Origin of the sequence: Pseudomonas sp. NPDC090201, assembly GCF_044746825.1 — a bacterium.
Classification (GTDB): domain Bacteria; phylum Pseudomonadota; class Gammaproteobacteria; order Pseudomonadales; family Pseudomonadaceae; genus Aquipseudomonas; species Aquipseudomonas putida_AD.
The window spans coordinates 1-22,533 of the sequence record NZ_JBIVCX010000019.1 but is presented as its reverse complement, the minus strand read 5'-3'; the positions used below and the strand labels follow the sequence as shown (position 1 = coordinate 22,533).

General features: G+C 61.3%; 19 protein-coding genes and 2 rRNA genes. 15 read left to right on the top strand and 6 right to left on the bottom strand.

Annotation, left to right across the window (positions count from 1 at the left end):
• Positions 1 to 71: 71 nt before the first annotated feature.
• A complete protein-coding gene (locus tag ACIPOO_RS26765; RefSeq protein ID WP_274134154.1) occupies positions 72 to 767 on the top strand; it encodes a sulfotransferase family 2 domain-containing protein in 696 nt (231 codons plus the stop codon).
• The gene (gene cysC, locus ACIPOO_RS26760) at positions 760 to 1,404 is read left to right on the top strand and encodes an adenylyl-sulfate kinase (RefSeq protein WP_400611025.1); all 645 of its coding nucleotides are present in this window, start codon (positions 760 to 762) and stop codon (positions 1,402 to 1,404) included. The genes ACIPOO_RS26765 and cysC overlap by 8 nt, the downstream gene beginning before the upstream one ends.
• 7 nt (positions 1,405 to 1,411) lie before the next feature.
• Here cysC and ACIPOO_RS26755 read toward each other — a convergent pair whose 3' ends face one another.
• Complete coding sequence (locus ACIPOO_RS26755) at positions 1,412 to 2,899, bottom strand: YdgA family protein (protein ID WP_400611023.1); 1,488 nt, start codon at positions 2,897 to 2,899, stop codon at positions 1,412 to 1,414.
• A gap of 178 nt (positions 2,900 to 3,077) precedes the next feature.
• Between ACIPOO_RS26755 and ACIPOO_RS26750 the strand changes: the two genes are divergently transcribed.
• Together ACIPOO_RS26750 and ACIPOO_RS26745 are read left to right on the top strand one after the other, a co-directional pair.
• Positions 3,078 to 3,770: an HAD-IA family hydrolase gene (locus ACIPOO_RS26750; protein ID WP_400611021.1), complete on the top strand. Its 693-nt coding sequence runs from the start codon at positions 3,078 to 3,080 to the stop codon at positions 3,768 to 3,770.
• A gap of 200 nt (positions 3,771 to 3,970) precedes the next feature.
• Complete coding sequence (locus ACIPOO_RS26745; protein WP_400611019.1) at positions 3,971 to 4,273, top strand: addiction module antidote protein; 303 nt, start codon at positions 3,971 to 3,973, stop codon at positions 4,271 to 4,273.
• A gap of 52 nt (positions 4,274 to 4,325) precedes the next feature.
• Here the strand turns inward: ACIPOO_RS26745 and ACIPOO_RS26740 are convergent, their stop codons facing one another.
• A complete protein-coding gene (locus ACIPOO_RS26740; protein ID WP_274134149.1) occupies positions 4,326 to 5,291 on the bottom strand; it encodes a LysR family transcriptional regulator in 966 nt (321 codons plus the stop codon).
• Between the two features lie 306 nt (positions 5,292 to 5,597).
• On the opposite strand from ACIPOO_RS26740, the gene ACIPOO_RS26735 reads away from it, so the two are divergent.
• The 5 genes from ACIPOO_RS26735 (at position 5,598) to ACIPOO_RS26715 (ending at position 10,676) form a co-directional block, all read left to right on the top strand.
• Entirely contained in the window at positions 5,598 to 6,476 is an 879-nt protein-coding gene (locus ACIPOO_RS26735) for an amino acid ABC transporter permease (RefSeq protein ID WP_274134148.1), read from the top strand.
• A 21-nt stretch (positions 6,477 to 6,497) separates the two neighbouring features.
• Complete coding sequence (locus tag ACIPOO_RS26730; protein WP_400611016.1) at positions 6,498 to 7,262, top strand: amino acid ABC transporter ATP-binding protein; 765 nt, start codon at positions 6,498 to 6,500, stop codon at positions 7,260 to 7,262.
• A 22-nt stretch (positions 7,263 to 7,284) separates the two neighbouring features.
• Positions 7,285 to 8,106, top strand: coding sequence for an ABC transporter substrate-binding protein (locus ACIPOO_RS26725; protein WP_400611014.1), 822 nt, complete (start codon positions 7,285 to 7,287; stop codon positions 8,104 to 8,106).
• Positions 8,107 to 8,275: 169 nt separating this feature from the next.
• Positions 8,276 to 9,463 carry an MFS transporter gene (locus ACIPOO_RS26720; protein WP_400611012.1) on the top strand — a complete coding sequence of 396 codons (1,188 nt, stop codon included), beginning with the start codon at positions 8,276 to 8,278 and terminating at the stop codon, positions 9,461 to 9,463.
• 208 nt (positions 9,464 to 9,671) lie between these two features.
• On the top strand, positions 9,672 to 10,676 hold the full coding sequence (locus ACIPOO_RS26715) for an aldo/keto reductase (RefSeq protein ID WP_400611010.1): 1,005 nt from the start codon (positions 9,672 to 9,674) through the stop codon (positions 10,674 to 10,676).
• 103 nt (positions 10,677 to 10,779) lie between these two features.
• On the opposite strand, the gene lapD is transcribed toward ACIPOO_RS26715, so the two are convergent.
• Positions 10,780 to 12,723 (bottom strand): cyclic di-GMP receptor LapD, encoded by a 1,944-nt coding sequence (gene lapD / locus ACIPOO_RS26710; protein ID WP_400611008.1) that lies wholly within the window; start codon positions 12,721 to 12,723, stop codon positions 10,780 to 10,782.
• A gap of 27 nt (positions 12,724 to 12,750) precedes the next feature.
• Entirely contained in the window at positions 12,751 to 13,461 is a 711-nt protein-coding gene (gene lapG / locus ACIPOO_RS26705) for a cysteine protease LapG (RefSeq protein ID WP_400611006.1), read from the bottom strand.
• A 328-nt stretch (positions 13,462 to 13,789) separates the two neighbouring features.
• On the opposite strand from lapG, the gene ACIPOO_RS26700 reads away from it, so the two are divergent.
• From ACIPOO_RS26700 to ACIPOO_RS26675, 6 genes are all read left to right on the top strand, one after another.
• Positions 13,790 to 14,533 (top strand): GntR family transcriptional regulator, encoded by a 744-nt coding sequence (locus ACIPOO_RS26700; protein WP_274134141.1) that lies wholly within the window; start codon positions 13,790 to 13,792, stop codon positions 14,531 to 14,533.
• A gap of 175 nt (positions 14,534 to 14,708) precedes the next feature.
• Entirely contained in the window at positions 14,709 to 15,464 is a 756-nt protein-coding gene (locus ACIPOO_RS26695) for a thioesterase II family protein (protein ID WP_400611004.1), read from the top strand.
• A 680-nt stretch (positions 15,465 to 16,144) separates the two neighbouring features.
• Complete coding sequence (locus tag ACIPOO_RS26690; RefSeq protein WP_274134139.1) at positions 16,145 to 16,921, top strand: DUF3050 domain-containing protein; 777 nt, start codon at positions 16,145 to 16,147, stop codon at positions 16,919 to 16,921.
• Between the two features lie 49 nt (positions 16,922 to 16,970).
• Positions 16,971 to 17,915, top strand: coding sequence for a diiron oxygenase (locus tag ACIPOO_RS26685; RefSeq protein ID WP_400611002.1), 945 nt, complete (start codon positions 16,971 to 16,973; stop codon positions 17,913 to 17,915).
• Entirely contained in the window at positions 17,912 to 21,361 is a 3,450-nt protein-coding gene (locus tag ACIPOO_RS26680; protein ID WP_400611000.1) for a non-ribosomal peptide synthetase, read from the top strand. Before ACIPOO_RS26685 ends, ACIPOO_RS26680 begins: the two co-directional genes overlap by 4 nt.
• Before the next feature lie 41 nt (positions 21,362 to 21,402).
• Positions 21,403 to 21,891, top strand: coding sequence for an SRPBCC family protein (locus ACIPOO_RS26675; RefSeq protein WP_400610998.1), 489 nt, complete (start codon positions 21,403 to 21,405; stop codon positions 21,889 to 21,891).
• Positions 21,892 to 22,224: 333 nt separating this feature from the next.
• Here ACIPOO_RS26675 and rrf (ACIPOO_RS26670) read toward each other — a convergent pair.
• Positions 22,225 to 22,340: ribosomal RNA gene (gene rrf / locus ACIPOO_RS26670) — 5S ribosomal RNA — on the bottom strand.
• A gap of 107 nt (positions 22,341 to 22,447) precedes the next feature.
• A 5S ribosomal RNA gene (gene rrf / locus ACIPOO_RS26665) occupies positions 22,448 to 22,533 on the bottom strand; the annotation flags it as partial.

Genomic DNA, 22,533 nt, shown 5'->3' with positions numbered 1-22,533 from the left:
AAGTTCGCCCCGCCCGTTATAACTGCCTGTAACCTGAAATTCGCTACATACCTCGTTACAGGTCACCCCTCATGAATCACCTACTCTGGAAGTTGTTTCCAAAGAGCCACCGCGAGTTTCTGCTGGAGCGGCTTTCTGTCGTCGACCGCCAGGTGGTCAACAAGACGCTGTCGCGCAAGGCCCGGTTTCCCGAGGCTTTCGACCATTTCGAATGCATCTTCATCCACGTCCCCAAGTGCGCTGGCAGCAGCGTGGCGATGTCGATATTTGGCGACACGCCCACCGGTCATCTGCCGTTGTACTGGTATGAGAAGCAGTTCAAAGACCGCTATGAGCAATACTTCAAGTTTGGCTTTGTACGCGATCCATTACATCGAGCACTGTCGGCTTATCGTTACTTACTGCAAAATCCGCAGCCCCGGGATAGAGCGGCTTACGAGTTGGTCAGCCGTTATTCGCGCTTCGACGCATTCGTGGATGGCTGGCTGCATCCGGAAAACGTATCGAAACAAATACATTTCGCGCCGCAATATCATTTTCTGCAAAACAGCATGGGCCAGATCGCCGTCGATTTCATTGGCCGCCAGGAACACCTGGAGTCGGATTTCGCCGCGCTCTGCGAGCACCTGGATATCAGCGCTCAACTGCGCCACCTCAACCGCTCGCCCGGCCCGCGCTATCAGACCGCCGGCCTGTGTTCCGACGCCTCGCGCAAGCGAATCCGCGAGGTCTACGCCCGAGACTACGAGTTGTTTTCCTATGATTGAGCCACGTCCGACCATCATCGCCTCGCCCCTGTCCGTGGGCCAGGACGAGCGTGAATCGCTCAAGCGCCAGCGCGCCTGCTGCATCTGGTTCACGGGGCTGTCCGGGGCCGGCAAGACCACCCTGGGAAACCGGCTGGACCAGACACTCGTCGCCCACGGCCTGCACAGTTACCTGCTTGACGGAGATCGCCTGCGTCGGGGCCTGTGCCAGGATCTGGGCATGTGCGAGCAGAGCCGTCGGGAAAATGTCCGGCGCATCGGCGAGGTCGCGAAGCTCATGGTGGATGCGGGGCTGATCGTGATCGTTTCGGCGATTTCGCCGTATCGCGAAGACCGTGATGCCTGTCGCCAGCTCTTCTCCGAAGGGCAGTTCATCGAGGTGCACGTCAACACGCCGCTGAGCGAATGCATGCGCCGCGATGCGAAGGGGCTGTACAAAGCTGTGCGCGAAGGACGGATCCGCAACTTCACCGGCATCGACAGCCCTTACGAGCCGCCGATCGAGCCGGAGTACGTAGTCGATACCAGCGTGGAAAACGGCGACCAGTTCATCGACCAACTGCTTGCGCAACTGCTCGAAACCCGGCCGCCGGGTGCTTACCGCGCGTTCACCGGCTCACACGCGCTGGCAAGATAACGGTGGTTCACTGCCCGCCGTTGAGCATGACCACTTTGCCCATCATCGCGGCGGCAAACTGCTGGGCGCTCATCTTCACGCCGTTGAAGTCCACCACATCATCGGCGTAGTGCAGATTGGAGACGATGTTGTCGCCTTCGACCTTGCCCACTTGCAGCATCACCGCCATGCCACCGACCGATTCGGCCGTGCCTTGGGCGTGCTGTGCGATGGCGGCGGGGTCGGTCTGGCCAGCAGATTTGGCCTGCAGCGCGGCCAGGTCCTGAATCATCGGCTTGGACAGCACCAGCCTGGCGTCCAGTTGGGTCAGCAGTTGCTTGAGCAGTTGCGCGCCAGGCTGGTCGAGGGAAGTCGGGTTGGCCAGGTCCATCGCCAGGCTGAAATGGCTTTCGCCGCTTGCGGTCTTGAGGGACAGCTTTTCCAGCTCGATATGGGGTTTGGCGGTCAGCAGCTTGCCGACTTCAGCCTGCACCAGCGCCTGGTCCGCTGCGCTCAGATGTGGCGTATAGGATTCGCCCATCGCCGCTGCGGCCTGGGCCTGCGGCTGGACTTTTTCCTGATAGATCTTCAGCAGGGCCTTGGTCGAGTCGATGTCGAAGTTGGCGAATTTCCAGAGCATCCGCGCAGAGCCGATCTCCTTGCCATCGACGTTGATCGTGCCGATGTCGTAGCTCACCTGGGCGTTGAGGTTGCCTTCGACTTCCTGCAACAGGCTGGTGTTGACGAAGTTCTTGAACTCGATCGGCGGGCGACCGGCAGCTTCGAACATCGCCGAGCTTGCCTTCGCATCGCTGTGGCCCAGATAGAAGCCGGACTTGCCTTTGGTGCCACCGGTGTTGAACGTCAGATCGCGCAGGCTCAGTTTGACCGGGCCCTCTTCGGAGGTGGCGGTCACGTCCAGGCTACCCAACAAGCCGTTGGCTTCGAGCTTCTCGCCATCGGCGCTGCCAGTGGCATTGAGGGTAAAGCCAGAGAAGCTGAACGAGCCTTGCTGATTGCTGAACTGGAACGGTCGCACCTCGACGCGGCCTTTGGTGGCCCGGTCGTAGCCCATGCTGAAATGCCCGGTCAGCGGCGGCTGGTCGCCCGTCATGGCGAACCATTTTTCGGCGTAGAGGTTCTTCTCCAACTGCGTGTTGCTGGCGGCCATTGCCGGCACCAGTTGCAGGGATTTCACGCGGCTCCATGGAAACGGACCGTGCTCGATGTTATCCACGAACAGCAACTCGACCGGCTGGCCGTCGTTGAGTTTTGGCGTCTGGAAAGTGAGCTTGTAATGCGCGGTGCTGGTGAAGAAATGGCGTTCGAGGGAAACCAGTTGCACGCTCCCGCTGCCCTGGTGGCCGACAAGCGCAGCCTGCATCTGCTGATTGGCCTGGGCAACGGCATCACCGAGCACGCCCTCAAGACGCGTCCCTGTGTACCAGGCGCCTGCGGTGATGACAGCGCCTGCAACCACGACGATGCCTACGGCAAATTTGGCTGATTTATTCATGTATTGGCTCGAAGATGTCCGTTCTTGAAAAGAAATCGTGTCTTCCCTGACCCCGAAGGGCGGCGAGAACTGCGCCGAGGTTAGCACCTGCCGAGGGTATTTTGCAGTCGTTGCGCCTAGCCATGGCCCTTGCACCGGCGTTAGGCTGGGTTTCAACCTGCGATAAGGGATCGATGAGATGAGCGACACGCGCAAGCCCAAGGGACCGATCAAGGCGGTGATCTTCGACATGGACGGCCTGCTGCTGGACACCGAGGGCATCTACACCGAAGTGACCAACACCATCGCAAACTGGCACGGCAAGACCTTCGACTGGTCCGTCAAACAGCACTCCATCGGCCGCGGCTCGCAGGACTTCGCCGAATACGTGATCGGTGCGCTTGAGCTGCCGATGTCCGCCGACGAATTCCTCACCGTGCGCCAGCCCATGCTCGACGAGCGCTTCCCTCACGCCCAGCCGATGCACGGCGCCGAAGCGCTGGTGCGTCATCTGGCCGAGCACAACATTCCGATTGCCGTGGGCACCAGTTCCTCGCTGCACTACTTCCACGTGAAGACGAGCAACCACCGTTCCTGGTTCGAGCTGTTCAGGCACGTGGTGACGGCTGACCACCAGGACGTGACCGCCGCCAAGCCTGCGCCGGACATCTTCCTGGTCGCCGCGCGCAATCTGGGCGTAGATCCTGCCGATTGCCTGGTGTTCGAGGACTCGCCCTTTGGCGTGACAGCCGCCAAGACAGCCGGAATGTACGCCGTAGCCGTGCCGGACTCGAACATGCCCGCCGAGCAGTACGCCCACGCCGACCTGATGCTGGGGTCGCTGGCTGAGTTTCCGCTGGAAGACTGGGGCCTGCCGGGGTATGGCCGCTAAGACTTGCGAAATTCAGAGGTAGCAGTCCGGCTTGCCGGCGATAGCGACTTCGCAAACGCCGTCGCCGGCAAGCCGGACTGCTACGGGCATAGGCAACCCATTTTTTGGCTGCGGTCGGCTATCGGTCATAGCGTCCGATCAATTCACATCCAGCGGGTAAACCTGGGATGTACCAACCACCTCACCCAGCGGAGAAAGCCATGACCAGATCACGTGATCACGACGATACAGTCATTGCGATGATTCGTGATGATCCACAATTCGCGGCGGAATATCTGCGGATCGCGTTCGAGGAGTTGGACCAGGAAGGCGGTGAGTCTGCCTTTCTGTCAGCCTTGAGGCATGTGGTTGAAGCACGCGGCGGCCTGGCCGTGGTAGCAGAGAAAACCGGGCTCTCCCGTGAAAGCCTGCGTCGGGCACTCGCCCCAAGCGGCAATCCAACCTTGAAAACAATGCGCCGGGTTGTCCACGCAACCGGGCTGACATTTGCAGCTATCGCCTGATTGCCGACGCTTTGCGGGCAAGCTCCCGCACAGCGAGCGAACTCGACCGCGCCTACACCTCCCGCTTCAAATCCACCCCCAACGCCTGTGCGAACGCTTTGACCAGCGGGCTGCGTGGGGCGTTGTGGCGCAGGATGAGGTTGAAGGGGGTGCGCAGGTGGATGAGGTCCGGGCGCAGGGCGCGCAGTTGGCCGTCGCGAACCAGGTTGCGGGCGTAGTGCTCCGGGAGGAAGCCGATGAACCGTCCCGTCAGGATCAGGATCGCCACGGCTTCGACCTGTGAAGCGGACGCCGACTGGCTGTCGTAGTTGACGAAACTGGCCTTGTCCCGGTGGATTGCGTAACGGTGGTTGATGACCTGATGGTGGCGCAGGCTGTCGACGTCTAGCGCCTGGTCGTCGGCGTCGAACAGCGGATGCCCCTCGGCGCAGTAGGCGTGGGCATGTTCTTCGTACAACTCGAAATAGTCGAACTCTTCGCGGCGCTGGTAGACCGGCACGATCCCGACGGTCAGCCGACCTTCGACCACCCCGCGTTCGATTTCATCAAGTTGCGAAGCATGCAGGCGCAGTCTTACTTTGGGCGCTTCATCGTGCATTGTTCGAAGCGATGTTATTAAGGGCGAACTTTTATCGGACATCGTGTTGTCGATAACGCCGATACTCAAGTCTCCGATCAGTTCGTTCTGCGCCGAACTTATGCGGTCGCGGAAAGTGTCCACCGAGGCAAATAGTTCGATGGCGGCCTGATAGACCAGCTTGCCTTCTTCTGTCAGATGAAACCCTTCCCGGCCCCGGGTACACAGCCGCATGCCGATGCGGATTTCAAGGTCCGAAATCTGTTTGCTGATCGCGGCGAGCCCCACGTTCAGCTCGTTCTGCGCGGCGCTGAAGCCGCCGGCCTCGACCACCGCCTGAAACACTCGCAGCAGTTTGAAGTCCATCCCGCTGAGGGAAATGGGTGGGCGATAGCCCGGTTGAGGTGGCACGTTTCCAGAAGTGGAAAGTGGAGTTTCCATAATGCTGATTTACCTCGCCCGTCATATTCAACAGGCTTTGACCCGCAACAAAAACATGCCCGAATGACAATAATGACCACAGAAAATGGCGATTGGCAACCATCGACTCGACGCCCGGATCAATGACCCGGCCGCTGATCTAAGCCCCATGAAACCTGACACTTCGATCAGGACTTTTAACGCAAGACTGCCCCTCACTCTCAGCGAACACCCAGCCTCGAAAGCGTGCCCGAACACACTGACCGGCCCGACGATGACTCGCTGAAATCGAATACGCACGGCCAGCACACGCTTCGGAGACACACCATGAACCAGAACCAGGCAGAGCGTCTGCAAGCCGAACGCAAGAAGACCGAGAACGAGTTCGACATCACCCAGTACGAACACGTCCCGCGTCGCTATTACGGACGGATCTTCTTCGCCACGCTGATCGTCATCGCCCTGGCGGGCCTGGCCCGGGCATTTGCCAACGGGCAGATCGAGTGGGGCTACATCGGCCAGTTCCTGACTTCCGAAGCCATTCTGTGGGGCCTGGTGAACACCATCGTCATGTCGATTCTGGCGATGATCCTGGGCGTGGTGATCGGCGTGATCACCGCGATCATGCGCATGTCGGCCAACCCGATCCTGCGCTATGTGGCCATCACCTACACCTGGCTGTTTCGCGGCACGCCGCTGATCCTGCAACTGCTGCTGTGGTTCAACCTGGCGCTGATCTTCCCGGTGATCGGCATTCCCGGCGTGTTCCAGCTCGACACGGTCAGCCTGATGACGCCGTTCGTGGCCGCACTGCTGGGCCTGTCGATCAACCAGGGCGCGTACACCGCCGAGGTGGTGCGCGCCGGCCTGCTGTCGGTGGACACCGGCCAGTACGAAGCGGCCAAATCCATCGGCATGCCGCGCCTGCAAGCGCTGCGCCGGGTGATCCTGCCCCAGGCCATGCGCGTGATCATTCCGCCGGTGGGCAACGAATTCATCAGCATGGTGAAGATGACCAGCCTGGCCAGCGTCATCCAGTACTCCGAACTGCTGCACAACGCGCAGAACATCTACTACGCCAACGCCCGCGTGATGGAGCTGCTGATCGTCGCCGGCATCTGGTACCTGGCCGTGGTCACGGTGTTGTCGTTCGGTCAAAGCCGTCTGGAGCTGCGTTTCGCTCGCGGCGCCGGCAAGCGTTCGTAAGTCAGGCCCTGGAGAACAAGCATGAGAAGCATCGTCAAAGCCGTCGGCCTGAACAAATACTACGACCAATTCCACGCCCTCAAGGACGTCAGCATCGAGGTCGAACAAGGCGAAGTGCTGTGCATCATCGGGCCTTCGGGCTCGGGTAAGAGCACCCTGCTGCGCTGCGTGAACCAGCTGGAAAAGATCGACAAGGGCGGCCTGTGGGTCGATGGCGAGCTGGTCGGTTATCGCGTGGTCGGCAACAAGCTGCACGAACTGACTGACGCGCAAGTCGCCCGCCAGCGCCTGAGCACCGGCATGGTGTTCCAGCGTTTCAACCTGTTTCCGCACATGACGGCGCTGCAGAACGTCATCGAAGGCCCGATCCAGGTGCTCAAGCGCTCGCCCAAGGAAGCCAACGAGGAAGCAATCGAATTGCTGGCTCGCGTAGGGCTTGCGGACAAGCGCCATTCCTATCCCGTCGAACTGTCGGGCGGGCAGCAACAGCGCGTGGCGATTGCCCGCGCGCTGGCCATGCGGCCCAAGCTGATGCTGTTCGACGAGCCCACTTCCGCCCTCGATCCGGAGCTGGTTGGCGAAGTGTTGTCGGTGATGCGCGATCTGGCGCACAGCGGCATGACCATGATCGTCGTGACCCATGAGCTGGGCTTCGCTCGCGAAGTGTCCAACCGCATGATGTTCATGGACGGCGGCCAGATTGTGGAGGCCGGTAGCCCCGAAGACATTCTAATAAGCCCACAAAACCCACGAACCCAAAGCTTCATTTCTGCCGTTCGCACCTAAACCAGAACAAACGAGAACGACCATGAAAAAACTGATCCTCCCGACTCTGCTCGCCGGCCTGATGGCTTCCACTGCGGCCTTCGCCGAGCTGCCCGCCAGCATCAAGGACAAAGGCGAAATCACCGCCGCCATCGTGCCGAACTACCCGCCGATGGACTTCAAGGACACCGCCACCAACACCCTGACCGGCCTCGATGTGGACCTGGGCAACGCTCTGGCCGAACGTCTGGGCGTGAAGATCAAATGGCAGGAAACCGCCTTCGAGCAGATGGTCAGCGGCCTGGTGACCAAGCGCTTCGACATCATCCTGTCGGGCATGACCGATACCGCCGAGCGCCAGAAGTCGGTGACCTTCGTCGACTACTTCACCAGCGGCCCGCAGCTGTACACGCTGACCAAGAACACCGAGCTGAACCAGTTGACCGACCTGTGTGGCAAGAAAGTCGGCACCAGCCGCCGCACGACCTGGCCGGCTGAAATCGCCGCGTGGAGCAAGGAGAACTGCGAAGCGGCGGGCAAACCGGCAATCATCGTGACCGGCTCCGAAGGTTCGGCCGACGCTCGCGCTCAATTGCGCCAGGGCCGTCTGGACGCCGCCATGCAAGGCAGCGAAACCATTCCGTACCTGATGTCCCAAGAGAAGGACACCTACAAGCCGATCGGCCTGGCGATTTCCAAGCAGTTCACGGGGCTTGGTGTGAACAAGTCCAACCCTGAACTAGCCCAGGCTATCGCCGAAGCGATGCAGGCGATGGTCGACGACGGCACCTACGGCAAGATCCTCAAGAAGTGGGAGCTTGAGCAAGGTGCGGTGAGCAAGGTGGGGATGAATCAGGGGCAGTGATCGATCGCGCGGACGATTTCGCGATTCCGATCTTGTAGGAGCGCGCTTGGTCTGGGCCGCATTCGGACGACAGCGGTGTGTCAGCCAACGTTGATGTCTCTGACACACCGCAGTCGCGGGCAAGCGCGCTCCTACACGGTGACACCGAACACAGGACGTAAGAACAACAGTGGCCACCTACTCCCTCGTCATCCGTCGCCTGATGGTCTGTTCGCTGACCATCGTCATGAGCCGGGCGATGACCAGTCCCTTGCTCACGCTGTTCCTGAGCACAAAGCTGGGCCTGAACCAGCAGGACGTCGGGCTGTTGATGGGCATCGCGGTGTTTCTCGCGACGCTGCTGGGGCTGTACGGCGGCTACATCATCGACCGTCTGGAAAAGCGCAAGCTGCTGATTCTGGCGATGCTCTCCAGCTCCATCGGCTTCACCCTGCTGACCTTTGCCAGCAACGTCTACCTGACCACCCTGACCCTGGTCATCACCGAAACCGCGTCGGCACTCTTTCTCATCGGCTCCAAAGCCATCATCAGTGAGAACCTGCCCATCGGTCAGCGGGCCAAGGTATTTTCCCTACGCTACACCCTGACCAACATCGGCTACGCCACCGGCCCGATGCTCGGAGTACTGATTGCCGGGCAACTGCCCTTGGCGCCCTTTTTCATCGCCGCCGCCATCGCGTTCGGCAGCGTGTTCCTGATGATCGGCATTCCGCCGACCGTGGCGGACAACGAGAACCAGCCGCGCAGCTTTCTCGACACCCTCGCCACGTTGAAGAACGACCGCACGCTGATTCTGTTCACCGGCGGCAGTCTGCTCAGCACCATCGTGCATGGGCGTTACACGCTGTACCTGTCGCAGTTCCTGTTGGTCACCCACACCTCGGAACAGGCACTGAAAATCCTCTCCGCCGTGCTGGCGTGCAACGCGATTACGGTGATCTTGATGCAGTACCAGATCGGCCGTTTTCTCAAGCGCGAGCAACTGCCCTACTGGATCTGCCTGGGCACTGCGCTGTTCGCCCTCGGCCTGTTCGGCTTCAGCTTCGCCCAGACCACCCTGGCCTGGTGCGCGGCGATGTTCGTGTTCACCCTGGGCGAGATGATTATCTACCCGGCCGAGTACCTGTTCGTCGACACCATCGCCCCTGAGCACCTGCGTGGCAGCTATCTGGGGGCGCAGAACCTGGCGGCATTCGGCGGCGCCATGAGCCCGGTGATCTGCGGTTACCTGCTGATCAACTCGCCTGCGCCGACGATGTTTTATGTGCTGGCGGGGCTTACGGCTGTGGGAGGGACGCTGTGCTTTCTCGCGGGGCGGCGTGCAAAGCTCACGCATCCTGACCTCCAGACCTTGTAGGAGCGCGCTTGCCCGCGACCGCGGTGTGTCATAAACATCAACGCCGACGGACACACCGCCGTCGTCCGAATGCGGCCCAGACCAAGCGCGCTCCTACAGGTGAAACCTGTTTGAATTTGTCACTTTTCAAATCCGTCTCGAACAGGCGAGTATGTCCGGTCTAGAGCTGTCCTGATTTCCACTTCCCTGACGAAAAGGATATCGAGCAATGATCTACCGTACGCTGGGCCAGTCCGGCCTGAAGGTTTCCACGCTGACCCTGGGCTCCATGATGTTCGGGGTGCAGACCAGCACCGAAGAATCCCTGCGCATCATCGACAAGGCCTGGGATGAAGGTGTGAATTTCATCGACACCGCCAACGTCTACAACGCCGGCCGTTCGGAAGAAATCGTCGGCGAAGCCATCGCCTCGCGCCGCAGCGAGTGGGTGCTGGCCACCAAGGTCGGCAGCAGCTCGGGCAACACCGCGCCCAATACCAGCGGCCTGAACCGCAAGCACATCTTCAATGAGATCGAGTCCAGTCTGCGTCGTCTGGACACCGACTACATCGACATCCATTACCTGCACAAGGAAGACCACAGCACGCCGCTGGAGGTGACGGTTTCGGCCATTGGCGATCTGATTCGCGAAGGCAAGATCCGCTACTGGGGCGTGTCGAACTTCCGTGGCTGGCGCATCGCTGAAGTGGTCAACGTCGCCCAGCGCCTGGGCGTGGACAAGCCGGTCATCAGCCAGCCGCTGTACAACATCGTCAACCGCCAGGCGGAGCTTGAGCAGATCACTGCGGCGAAGTTCTACGGGCTGGGTGTGGTGCCCTACAGCCCGCTGGCCCGGGGCGTGCTCAGCGGCAAGTACGCACCCGATGTCACCCCCGACAGCAGCACCCGCGCAGGGCGGCAGGACAAGCGGATTCTGGAAACCGAATGGCGAACCGAGTCGCTGCACATTGCGCAGAAACTGCAGCAGTACACCAAGGACAAGGGCGTCGGCCTGGTGGAATTCGCCATCGCCTGGGTGCTCAACAACCAGGCCGTGACCTCGGCCATCGTCGGCCCGCGCACCGAAGAGCAGTGGGACAGCTACACCAAGGCGCTGAGCGTGAAGATCACCGCCGAAGACGAGGTGTTCATCGATTCCCTGGTGACCCCGGGCCACGCCTCGACGCCGGGCTTCAATGATGTGCAGCATTTTGTGACAGGGCGCTATCTCTAAGTAAACGCGCTGTAGGAGCGCGCTTGCCCGCGATTTCTATCTGTCTGTGCCATTTCATTTGGCTGACACACCGCCATCGCGGGCAAGCGCGCTCCTACAAGGTTTATTCCCAAGGGGCGGGGTCGCCGAACAACTGCCCCTGAACCCCCGCAATCCCCATCTCCCGCAACACCACAAACTCCCCTTGCGTCTCCACCCGCTCGGCAATAAGCGGCAAATCAATGCTGTGCGCCGCGCGCTGGATGGCTTCGATGAACAGCCGCTTGTGCCGCTGCTGGTCGATGGCGCGGATGTAGCTGCCCTCGATCTTCAGGTACGCCAGGCCCAGGCTCGACAGGTTGCCGATCATGCTGAAGCGCCCGCCAAAATGCTGCAGGGCCAGTGAGTAACCCAGGTCCTTGAGGCGTCGGGTCAGGTCTTCGAGCTCCTGTTGATCCGGCACCTGCTCTTCGCCGATTTCCAGAATCAGCCGGTGGGCTAGCTGCCCGTTGCGCTTCAACACCTCCATCACCTCGTTCAGCGCACCGGGATCGGAGAGGGTCGCCGCCGACAGGTTCAGCGCCAGCATCTGGTCGTGCCGGGGCAGTTGCTCGAAGACGGTTTCCAGCATCAGCAAATCATGCCGCGCCGACCAGCCGAAGCGTTCGATCCAGGGCAGGAAACGGCCAGCGGGCAGGGTTTGTGATTCCTCATCGATCACCCGTGACAGCACCTTGAAATGCAGCACCCGGCTTTCATCGCGGGCATCCATGACCGGCTGGAAAAACAACTGAAAGCGGCGCTCGGTCAGGGCCTGGTCGAGCAATTCGTACCAAGCGTGATGATCGTCCTCAAGGCTGTTCACCGCGCCATGCTCGATGCAGTGCCAGATTTGCCCGGTCTGGGTTTCGGCCTGGGAAATCGCCTGGTCGGCCAGGCCCATGAGGGTTTGCGCCGAATCACCGGGGGTGTAGGGCGCAAGGCCGATATAGGCCGCCGGGCTGACGTCCGAAGCGCCGGTGCCGCGCAGGCTTTTCAACGCTGTTTCCAGCTCGCGGGCCAGTTGCAGCGCTTCTTCCTTGACCAGTCCGGGCGCCAGCACGGCGAACTCGCCGCCGCGAATCCGGCTGATCAGGTGCCGCGCCTCGGCATGGTTGAAGCACTGACGCACCAGCACATCGCTGACGGCCACCAGCAACGCGTCGGCTTTCTTTCCCCCCAGCCGCTCGTTCAGGCCGGTCAGGTCGTTGACCCTCATCAACAGCAGGTAACCCGAGCGGGCGTCCTCGACCTGGCTGACGTGCTGATCCAGGCGCATGTCGAAGTAGCGCCGGTTGGCAAGGCCGGTCAGGCTGTCTTCGTAGGATTCGATCCGCAGTTTCTCGGTGCGCTCGGCATGCTCATGAAACAGCGCCTTGAGCTTGTCGACCATCTGGTTCATGGCCTGTACCACCCGCCTGAGCTCGGGGGTGGCGGGAAGCTCCTGCAAGCTGAGAAATTCCCGTCGGCCAATCGCCTGGGACTGCTCGACCATGTAGTCCAGCGGCCTGAGCTGGCGCCGCAACAGCCAGGCGCCCAGCAGGAAACTGATCGCCCCGCACAGCACCAGCCAGCCCAGATTGCCCAGCGCGCCTTGCCACAGCTTGCCGATGGCGAACATCGGATGGCTGACGACTTCGACCCGCGCTGCCGGGCGCCAGCCGCGGCTGATGATCGCACTGGCCCCGGCCGGCTCCAGCGCGATCAGCTTGATGAACCAGTCCGGTGCCGTGGCGGCAGGCATGGCGCTGCGCTCGACCAGGACCTTGCCCGTTGCAGGGTTCACCACGCGAATGCGCGCGTAGTAGCCACTGTCGAAGATCGAACTGACCATCAGTTCCATCATGGTCGGGTCGTCCACCGAAGGCGTCAGCGACAGGGCTAGCGCGGTGGCCGCATCCTGAGCGTGGGAGCGCAGCTGATTGACGTACTGGTTACGCGAGCTCTCCAGGCTGACCATGAAGCCGCCGCTGAAGGCGACCAGCATGAACAGGCAAATGGCGATCAACAGCTGTTTGAACAGGGTCATGGGTCAATCCTTGTTCTGTCGGATGGGTCAGGGCGTATTGCCCTCGACCGGAAAACCTTCGGCTTTCATCTTGTTCAACACGTCCTGCCAGCGGGACAGCTGTTTGATATCCCCCGCAATGCTGTTACTGCCAATGGTGCTGTCCGTCGCATCCGGCAACCACACGCCCTCCCCGTTGAAGGCGTACACCGGCAACAGGTCCTTGCGCGCATCGGCAGGTTCAATGGTGTCGACCAGACTGTCGAGCACCAGCGGCTCGCCATCTGCGTCGGGGTAGTACGTCAGGACCATGTGTGCCCGCTCCGGATTGAGCACCTTGACGTAGGTAATCAGCAGCTTGTCTGCGGGCATTCCCCATTGCCGCAGGCTGAAATACTTGGCGATGGCGAAATCTTCACAGTCGCCTGCGCCCTTCCACAGCGCCTGGACGGGCGTGGCCCAGTAATCGTCCATATGCCACAGATCGATATCCTCCACATACCGCAGTTCGCCATTGAAGAACCGGTTCACGCGCTCCAGCATCTCCAGATCACCGGCCGGTTTACTCCCGCCGAGCATCGCTTTCCATTCATCGACACGGTGCCGCCCCTCCACCGATGGCCCGTACAGTGCGCTGGCCCGCCGCACAATCAGGGAAAAGTCCCAGTCGGCGTAGGCAAAACCGGCCAGCACGACGCCCGTCAGCAATAACTGACAGCACCTGCGTGCAAGCCGGTCGAAAGCGCAGCGGGTCGCCAAAGTTCTCTATCCATGGGATCGACCGGAGGTACTCGATAGCGAGCCTCCAACCGAGGACAATAATGGCATCTGGCGATCATTGGCTTGCAATTCAATGACTTCGAATGTCTGCCGGAGTGAACGTGAAAATGCCACGTCCAGGCGACCGTTTTCCGACGCCTCGTATCGTTCAAAGGATAGAACACGGTGCGCACATTCTCGCCACAAAGCCTTGTAGAATGCGGTCTGCCGCGACAGGACCGAGGATGTTACAAAGTTTGACAAGGTAAGCCGGGGCTTCTAGTGTTCCATTGGATCCAATATTTGAACAATGAAGAAGAAGTAATCGATGCGCAGGACTGAGAGAGAGCAATTTCTGCGGGAAATCCTGGGGGACGAACAGCCTCCTGCACATCTGGCACGCGCCGTGATCGAGGAAAAACTGCGCAGCGCAATCCTCGACGGCCGACTGTCGGCGGGCATGGCATTGCGTCAGCAGGAGCTGGCCACACTGTTTGGCGTCAGCCGCATGCCCGTGCGCGAGGCCCTGCGCCAGCTTGAAGCCCAGTCGCTGTTGCGGGTCGAAACCCACAAGGGCGCGGTCGTCGCTCCCCTGATCAATGAAGACGCCACCGACGCCTATGCCCTGCGCATCCTGCTGGAATCCGAAGCCCTGCGTCAGTCGATCCCGCTGCTGACCGCCGAAGACATCGCCCGTGCCCGCGGCTACATCGAGCAACTGGAGATCGAAACCGACTACGCCAAGATGGGCACGCTCAACCGCCTGTTTCACATGGCGCTCTACAGCCGTGCGCCAAACAAGCGCCTGCTCAAGCTGGTCGAAGACGGTCTGAACGAAGAAGAGCGCTTCCTGCGCTTCAATCTCAAGCACATGGGCCTGGGCAAGCTCTCCCAGCACGACCACTACGAACTGCTGCAGATGGCCGAAGCCGGCGCCGCCGAATCGACGGTAAGCGCCCTCACCCACCACTTGAACCGCGGTGTGGAAGCCATCAACAACTATCTGAAAAGCCGTCCAGCGGAAGTCGCCAGACCCGCCTCGGCGTCAAGGAAGCGCGCCCTCGCCCAGTGAGGGTTCAACGATCGTGAACGGCGACTGTTCACGGTCCAGCATTCGCGCCTCTGCTCGCGGTCATCGACCGGATTGGGCATGGGGCTGATACGGCATCGCCTGTTGCGGTGCCAGCGCCGAAGGACCCGGCCCCACGGTAGTAGCTGGCTTGCCGTCGCAGGCCCGGGGATTGCGAGTGTACGCCGCGAAAAGCAAATGGCTGATGGTGGTCAATTCCGGACAGCCTATCCGCACGCGCCTGATCTGTTTTCCGGATGCCGGGGCCGATCCCGAGCTGTTTCGTGACTGGTCACGGGGCCTGGCCGATCACATCGAGCTTGTGACACTGCGCCTGCCCGGGCATGGCAGCCGCCTCAAGGAAACGCCTTACGATCAGTGGGCGCCGCTGCTCGAGGACGCCTTTCCGGCCCTCGAACCCTACCTGAACGAACCCCACGCCTTTTACGGCCACAGTTTCGGCGGCCGGATCGCCTACGAGATGGCGCGCCTGGCGCAAGCCCACTCCCCGGGCCTGACCCGCCATCTGTTCATCTCCGGCTGCCGCAGCCCCGACAGCCAGCAAGCCCGGCCTTACCTGCACACGCTGCCCAAGGACGACTTCATCCAGGCGCTGACCAGGCTCGGCATCGTTCCCGAATCGGTGCTGCATGACAGCAAGCTCATGCGCCTGTTCGAACCGGTCATGCGCAGCGACCTGAAACTCTCCGAGCTGTGGTCCCATCGCCCGGACGAAGGGCTGAACATTCCGTTGACCGCGCTCTACGGCAGCGACGACGCACGCGACACCGCCGCCAGCATGATGAATTGGCGCGAATTCACCCGCCGTGAGTTCGAGCTGATCGAAGTGCTCGGCAATCATGACTTCCTCACCTCGCAGCGCACTCGCCTGCTGCACATCATCAACACTCACCTGGGGCTGCTCGACGTCTGAGCCCCGGCGGTGAGCGCCCTCTGCCGATTCACCCCCTCCTGCGACCGTCCCGCCCATTGCACCCCCTGTGATTTCTGCCAGCGTTAAGCCTGCGCATTCCTGTGTTTCAGGCACACTCGCCAAACGGACCCGCCTGCAGTCAGGCGCGCAACAGGTCACTTTCATGGAGCAATAAAAGGAGCAGTACAACGGGTGCGGTCGTATCGGGATGCCTAACAACGCCGCCCACACAAAATTCCTTCTTATTCGATTATTCAGTTAACGCGCAATGCTGAACGAGGCATTCGTTCATTGTTATCAATTCTGACTCCAGTGAGTTGGAAGGGTTGCGCTCATCCCAATAAAACTTATTTCAATAGTTTTATCAGCCCACTTCGCGCCGTGTTTTCATACACTTTAAAATAAGTAAAAAACTATTTGATAAGTTATTAAAAAGTGATTTAACGTTTTCTCGTCGCCAACTGCCAGGCGCCGGAATTTCAACGGCATCCAGCGCCTGGCAGCCACGCGACGCCTATGCCACGGGCATTTGGCTGATCATCCAACTGACCATTTGACGAAGTATCTGTTCGCGGCCTGCGCTCGCCTGTCTTTCATGAAACTTGCGCAAGCAGCCTATGAAGCAGGCCACACCTCCGTCTGGACCGCACAGAACTTTCCCACATCAAGGACGCCATAACATGCAGACCCAACAACAACTATTGAACCGTAAGAAGTCTGAACTAAGCGCTCATCCGATCTTTTCCGAAATCGACTCTCTGGCGGTATTGCGGCGCTTCATGGAGGCCCATGTGTTTGCCGTCTGGGACTTCATGTCACTGACCAAGCGCCTGCAACAAGAGCTGACCTGCACCCGCTTGCCCTGGCTGCCGCCCAAGGACCCCAAGGCTGCGCGCCTGATCAATGAAATCGTGTTGGGGGAGGAGTCAGACGACCGCGTCGATCACGGCCACTACAGCCATTTCGAGCTGTACCTGGACGCCATGCGTGAAGTCGGCGCGAGCACCGCCAATATCGAGCGCTTCATCGCGCTGCAGCAGGAGGGTGTGCATGTCGACACCGCGCTGGACAGCGTCGACGCCGACCGGGCGGCGATCCGCTTCGTTCGCGACACCCTGGCGACAGCGCTCGAGGCCCCGGCCCACAGCGTGGCGGCCGCGTTCCTGCATGGCCGCGAGAGCGTCATCCCGCTGATGTTCCAGAGCATTCTCGACGACTGGGGCATCACCGCCCACCAGGCACCGACCTTTCGTTACTACCTGCAACGCCACATCGAAGTCGATTCCGAGGATCACGGGCCGGCCGCCGAGTCGCTGCTGGCGCGCCTGGTCGACGGCGATGCGCAGCGCGAGCACGAGGTCTACGCCGCCGCCATCGCCGCCGTGGAGAGCCGCATCGCGCTGTGGGATGCCCTGCGCGTAAGCATGCGCAACCCCGCACTGCAAGTCAGCGCATGAGCCGCCCACCGGCGGCCCCCTCTTCCGCTCACCGCACAGGGACAAGACCATGAAAGCCGAAGACTACCTGTCTTTCGTCGACGCCTGGGAAGGCCGTGCCACGATCCGCACCCGCCCGCGCCGCATCGTCGAGAACGACGAAAAACTCATCTACCCCTTGAGTCGCCAACCGCTGGTGCTCAGCGAAACCTTCACCCGCGAATGCCCGCACCTGCGTGATTTCGCGCTGATCCAGAGCCTGTACAAGTTCATCAACGATGTGGTGATTTTCGAGACCGAGATCGTCGACAAGACCGCCCGCAGCATCGCCAAGGACAACTTCGCGATCCGCTTCCCCTTCGCTTGCCGCTACGACGCCATGACGGTGGTGGTGGACGAGGATTACCACGCGCTGGTGGCCATGGACTTCATGCAGCAGACCATCGCCCTGACCGGCATCGAGCCCATCCACCTGCCCCTTGAAATCGAGCTGAGCCGCGCCATCCCTGCCGCACTGGCCCTGGCGCCCGAGCACCTGCGCAGCGCCGTCGAGCTGATCTGCGTGGCCATTGCCGAGAACACTGTTACCAACGATGTGGCGGCGTTTGCCAAGGACGAGACGGTCAAGCAATCGATCAAGGGCCTGATGGCTGACCACTTGCTCGACGAAGGCCGGCATTCGGGCTTCTGGGCGCGGCTGGTGCGCATCTACTGGCACGCCGCATCCGAGGAAGACCGCGCAACCATCGCGCAGATCATGCCGGTGTTCATTGCTCAATATTTGACCAATGACATTCAGAAGTCCTTCGACTTCGTGCTGATCGATCATCTCGCGGTTTCCGAGCCCGTCAGGCAGGCGCTGCGCGATGAAACCCAGGCGATGTGCTTCCCGATCAACCGCCATCACCCGCTGGTGGGCAACATCGTGCGCTTCTTCAAGACCAGCTCGATGCTCGAGTCCTCCTGTGTGCAACAGGCGCTGGCTGACTATCTGCCAGCAGGAGGCGCGCTATGAAACGCCTGGAGATCGTGCTCATCGGCCATAGCAGGGCCTTGAGCGAACTCAGCGCCGAGCTCGACAGCCACGGCCATTTGATACACCACCTTGCCGACGCGCAGGCACTTGATGACAGCGCGTTGCAAAGCCCTTCGATGCTGATCGAAGACGGCACGCTGGACCTCAACAGCACCTGCCTGCAGGCCTTCAGCAGCCGCGTGCATCTGGGTTTGCGGGTCGGCCTGACGCCTGATCTGGCCCAGGGCCTGCCACGGCTGGAATTGCTGTGCTGGTATGGCAGCGCGACGGCGCAGCGGTTGATACTGCGCGAAGCCATGCCAGCCCAGCCTTCGGGCAATGGGCGCATGCTGCGTGACGCTGCGGTGGCCGCGCTGATCGACAGCGTCGCGCTGATGGTCAGCCGGTTCTCTCGCGACGGCGAGCATTTCACCCGGGCCGAATCGGCTCTGCCGCCGCAGAGCGAATGGCAGGAAGGGTTGCAGCAACTGGACCGCCTGGCCTTCGAACACCGCTTCAATCATACCGCGCAGCCCCATCTGCTGAGCATCGCCCAAGTGCCGCTGACGGCCCGACTCGACGCCAGCTTCAGCGCCTTCGGCGAACGCTGTGCGCTGAACATCGACGGGCAGCGCATCAGCTACGACGCATTGCGCGCGCACAGCGTGGCGATTAAGGCGCAGATCAGGCCGCTGCTGGGGGCGTCAAATGAACCGGTCGTGATCGGCATTTGCCTGCCCAAATCGACGGCTTTGTTCGCAGGAATTCTCGCCATCCTGGGTCTGGGAGCGGTGTACCTGCCTCTTGACCCCAGCCAGCCACTGCCACGTCAGCAGTACATCCTGGAAAACAGTGCAGCGGTGTTGTTGCTGCACGACGGCCAGCATCCACTGGCGGGGGGCTGTGTGCCGGGGCTGGACATCAGCGCCATCAAGGCCACGCCCGGCACTGAACCGCTGATGACTCAGCGCCCCGACAGCCACGCGCCGTGCATGGCGCTGTACACCTCGGGCACCACTGGGCATCCCAAGGGCGTGATGCTCAGCCAGCGCAACCTGAGCCACTTCACGGCCTGGTACGCCGAATATGTGGGGCTGTCGGAGCACAGCCGGGTGTTGCAGTTCTCGACCCTGAGTTTCGACTCTTCGGTGATCGACATCTTCCCGACCCTGCTCAGCGGTGCCGAGCTGGTGGTCGCCAGCGAGGATCAGCGTCGCGATCCGCTACAGCTGCGCGATCTGCTCGACGACAACCTGACCCACGCCTTCCTGCCGCCCGCCTTGCTCAGCATCCTGCCGATGGAGCAGCCGCTGCGTCTCGGGCATTTGATGACCGGTGGCGACGTCTGCGAGCCCTACGTCATCGAGCGCCTGGCCGCGCAGTGCCAGTTCCACAACCTGTACGGCCCGACCGAGGCCACGGTGCTGATCACCGCCGGGCAATTCAAGCCCGGCAGTAGCAACCGCAACCTGGGCCGTCCGATTGCCAACAGCCAGCTGTTGATTCTCGACGAGCAGATGCAGCCGGTGGCGGAACAGACGCCGGGCGAGCTGTACATCGCAGGGCCTGGAGTTTGCCTGGGTTACATACATAACCCGACGCTGACCGACGAGCGCTATGTCCACATTGCCCTGGGTGACGGCGAAACCCTGCGTGCCTACCGCACCGGTGATATCGGCAAGTGGACCGACGAGGGTGTCGAGCTGTCGGGACGGCGGGACAATCAGGTGAAGATCCGCGGCTTTCGCGTTGAGCCCGAGGAGATCGAACACTGCCTGCGCGACAGCCAGTTGTACCGGCAGGTGGCGGTGGTGGTCGACGAGCAGCGGCGCATCCTGGCGTTTCTGGCGCAACCTCACGGGGTCGAGCCGGATGCGGCGCGGCATCTGCTCAAGGCCCACGTCGAACGGCTACTGCCGGACTACATGCGCCCTGCCGCCTATACGGAACTGGCGAAGATGCCCTTCGCCCAGAACGGCAAGATCGATCGCAAGGCACTGCTGCAATTGCCAGTGAACATGATCGAGCAGGCACCGCGTCGTGAACCGGCCACCGACAATGAGCGACTGCTGCTGGGGTTGTGGGCGCAATTGCTGGAGCTGCCGCCGGGGGATATCTCCACCGACGAAAGCTTCTTCAATCTGGGTGGCCACTCGATCCTGCTGTCGCAGATGCTGCTGGGGATTCGCGAGCAGTTCGGGCGCAGCATCCCCATCAACCGCTTCATCGAAGCGCCGACGCTGATCAACCTGGCGTCGCTGATCGAAAGCGACGGGGCATCCGGCTGGACTGTCAGCCCACAGGCGATCAAGGACGCCACCAGGCCGCTCGATTTGCCGATCCTGCCAGTGGGCAAGCTGGGTGATGTGCACAAGGTGATTGTCAGCGGAGCCAACGGGTTTCTCGGCGTGCATATCGTCCAGGCGTTGCTGGCGTGGGGCGCAACCGAAGTGGCGTGTCTGGTGCGTGAAGGCGGCGGAATGACGGCCCGGGACCGCTTCATCGATGCGCTGCGCGAGAACCGCCTGGAACACCTGGACCTCAGCCGGGTACGCGTGTACGCCGCTGACGTGACACGGCCTCAATTGGGCCTGGCCGATGAGGTGTACGAGCGCCTGGATCGCGAGTTCGGTGCGCTGGTGCATAACGCAGCCAACGTCAATCACGTCCAGGACTACGAGACGCTCGCCAGGGACAACGTGGCGCCGATCTTCGAATGCCTGCGCCTGTGCGAGGGGCGCAGCAAGAAGGTCTTCAACTTTGTCTCGACGCTGTCGGCCTCGAGTGCGGTGGCCGCCGACGGCAGCGTGCTGGAAGCCCCTGCAGCCGAGACGCCGCCGATCTACATCAAGAACGGCTACAACCTGTCCAAGTGGGTCGCCGAACGCATCCTGCAGCAGGCACGGGAGCTTGGGGCGTGGGTGAACATCTATCGCCCCGGCAACATCGCGTTCAACAGCGTCACGGGCGTCTGCCAGCCGCACAAGAACCGACTGATGCTGATGCTCAAGGGCTCGATGCAGCTGGGCCAGGTGCCGGACTTCTCGATGACCTTCGACCTGATGCCGGTGGACTTCCTGGCGCGCTTCATCGGCTTTCACAGCAGCCGCTATCACCCTGCCCGCGCGGTTTTCAACCTGCATAACCCAGAGCCTCTGAGCTGGAGCGGTTATGTCGATGCGTTCCGTGAAGCGGGGCGTGAGTTCGAGATGGTCAGCGTGGCGCACTGGCAGACCCAGCTCAATCGGGTCGACAGCCAGAACGCGCTGTTCGGCGTGCTCGGCTTCTACCTGGACGGCTTCGAGGAAGACATCGGCGACATCTCGATGATCGCCTACCAGAACGCCCTGGCCGGCGTTGAGCGCATGGGCGAGCGCTACCCGCAGAAAACCCCTGCGCTGCTGCGCAAGGGCTGCGACTACCTCCGGGAAATCGACTTCATCTGACTTTACCCAACGCAATACCCAACTACGTAATGGAGAACGACATGAACGCAATCAACCAGATCCAGCCGCTCAAACCCGACACCCTGGTGAGCAACCCTGCGGGTACGCCGGTGGTGTCATCGGTCAAGGTCGCGGCGCCGGCCAAGGACGTGTGGAAGGTGGTCGGCGATTTCGGTGGCTTTACCCGTTTCATCCCGGCGCTGGCCAGCATTGAAGTGATCGGCAATGGGGTGGGCTCGGTCCGTCACAAGAAATTCAGGGAAGGCGGGCTGGAGGTGGTCGAGCAGTTGAACTCGCGTGACGACAGCGCCCTGTCGATGACCTGGACCACCATCCACAACAACCTGGGCGTCGGCAACCTCTGGGCCTCGATGACGGTGGTGCCTGCAGGGGATGCTGGCAGCATTGCCACCTGGACCATCATCGCTGAGCCTGCTGTGGGTAATACGATGAGCGCAGACGAGTTCGAGGCATTCCTGCAGGGGTTTGCCGATGACGCGATGAGTAACGTGCAGAAGCTGTTTGGCTGAGAGGTGTAGCCCTGGATCAAGCCAGCCATCGGAGACGGTGGCTGGCTTTTTTGTGGGCGAAGAATAACTGCCTGCGTAGCGGCACGGCTTGCCGGCGGGGTGGGCGGCACGATCGCTGTAGGAGCGCGCTTGCCCGCGATGGCGGTGAGTCAGGCGCTGCGGTGGTGTCGGTAATGACGCCTTCGCGGGCGAGCCCGCTCCCACAGAAATCGGCGGCGCCTCGACCCTTGTGGGAGCGGGCTCGCCCGCGAAGGCGGTTGGGGATCTGAGCATTTTCCAGGCGCAAAAACAAAACCCCTGTCTGCGTCAGCAGACAGGGGTTTCGGAATTTAATCTTGACGATGACCTACTCTCACATGGGGAAACCCCACACTACCATCGGCGATACATCGTTTCACTTCTGAGTTCGGGATGGGATCAGGTGGTTCCAATGTTCTATGGTCGTCAAGAAATTCTGTGGCCGACTCGTTCAGGTGAACGCTTCAGCGAAAATTGTGTGACCTTCACTAAAAGACAAAACCCCAACCGCGTTAGCGATTGGGGTTTCGGAATTTAATCTTGACGATGACCTACTCTCACATGGGGAAACCCCACACTACCATCGGCGATGCATCGTTTCACTTCTGAGTTCGGGATGGGATC

Excerpts from the sequence above, each read along its gene's own strand:
- ACIPOO_RS26735 (WP_274134148.1), top strand. The coding sequence starts at position 5,598 with ATGAACCAGAACCAGGCAGAGCGTCTGCAAGCCGAACGCAAGAAGACC.
- ACIPOO_RS26730 (WP_400611016.1), top strand. The coding sequence starts at position 6,498 with ATGAGAAGCATCGTCAAAGCCGTCGGCCTGAACAAATACTACGACCAA.
- ACIPOO_RS26755 (WP_400611023.1), bottom strand. The coding sequence starts at position 2,899 with ATGAATAAATCAGCCAAATTTGCCGTAGGCATCGTCGTGGTTGCAGGC.
- ACIPOO_RS26750 (WP_400611021.1), top strand. The coding sequence starts at position 3,078 with ATGAGCGACACGCGCAAGCCCAAGGGACCGATCAAGGCGGTGATCTTC.
- ACIPOO_RS26740 (WP_274134149.1), bottom strand. The coding sequence starts at position 5,291 with ATGGAAACTCCACTTTCCACTTCTGGAAACGTGCCACCTCAACCGGGC.
- ACIPOO_RS26675 (WP_400610998.1), top strand. The coding sequence starts at position 21,403 with ATGAACGCAATCAACCAGATCCAGCCGCTCAAACCCGACACCCTGGTG.
- ACIPOO_RS26725 (WP_400611014.1), top strand. The coding sequence starts at position 7,285 with ATGAAAAAACTGATCCTCCCGACTCTGCTCGCCGGCCTGATGGCTTCC.
- lapD (WP_400611008.1), bottom strand. The coding sequence starts at position 12,723 with ATGACCCTGTTCAAACAGCTGTTGATCGCCATTTGCCTGTTCATGCTG.
- ACIPOO_RS26680 (WP_400611000.1), top strand. The coding sequence starts at position 17,912 with ATGAAACGCCTGGAGATCGTGCTCATCGGCCATAGCAGGGCCTTGAGC.
- ACIPOO_RS26765 (WP_274134154.1), top strand. The coding sequence starts at position 72 with ATGAATCACCTACTCTGGAAGTTGTTTCCAAAGAGCCACCGCGAGTTT.
- ACIPOO_RS26690 (WP_274134139.1), top strand. The coding sequence starts at position 16,145 with ATGCAGACCCAACAACAACTATTGAACCGTAAGAAGTCTGAACTAAGC.
- ACIPOO_RS26685 (WP_400611002.1), top strand. The coding sequence starts at position 16,971 with ATGAAAGCCGAAGACTACCTGTCTTTCGTCGACGCCTGGGAAGGCCGT.
- cysC (WP_400611025.1), top strand. The coding sequence starts at position 760 with ATGATTGAGCCACGTCCGACCATCATCGCCTCGCCCCTGTCCGTGGGC.
- ACIPOO_RS26700 (WP_274134141.1), top strand. The coding sequence starts at position 13,790 with ATGCGCAGGACTGAGAGAGAGCAATTTCTGCGGGAAATCCTGGGGGAC.
- ACIPOO_RS26745 (WP_400611019.1), top strand. The coding sequence starts at position 3,971 with ATGACCAGATCACGTGATCACGACGATACAGTCATTGCGATGATTCGT.
- ACIPOO_RS26715 (WP_400611010.1), top strand. The coding sequence starts at position 9,672 with ATGATCTACCGTACGCTGGGCCAGTCCGGCCTGAAGGTTTCCACGCTG.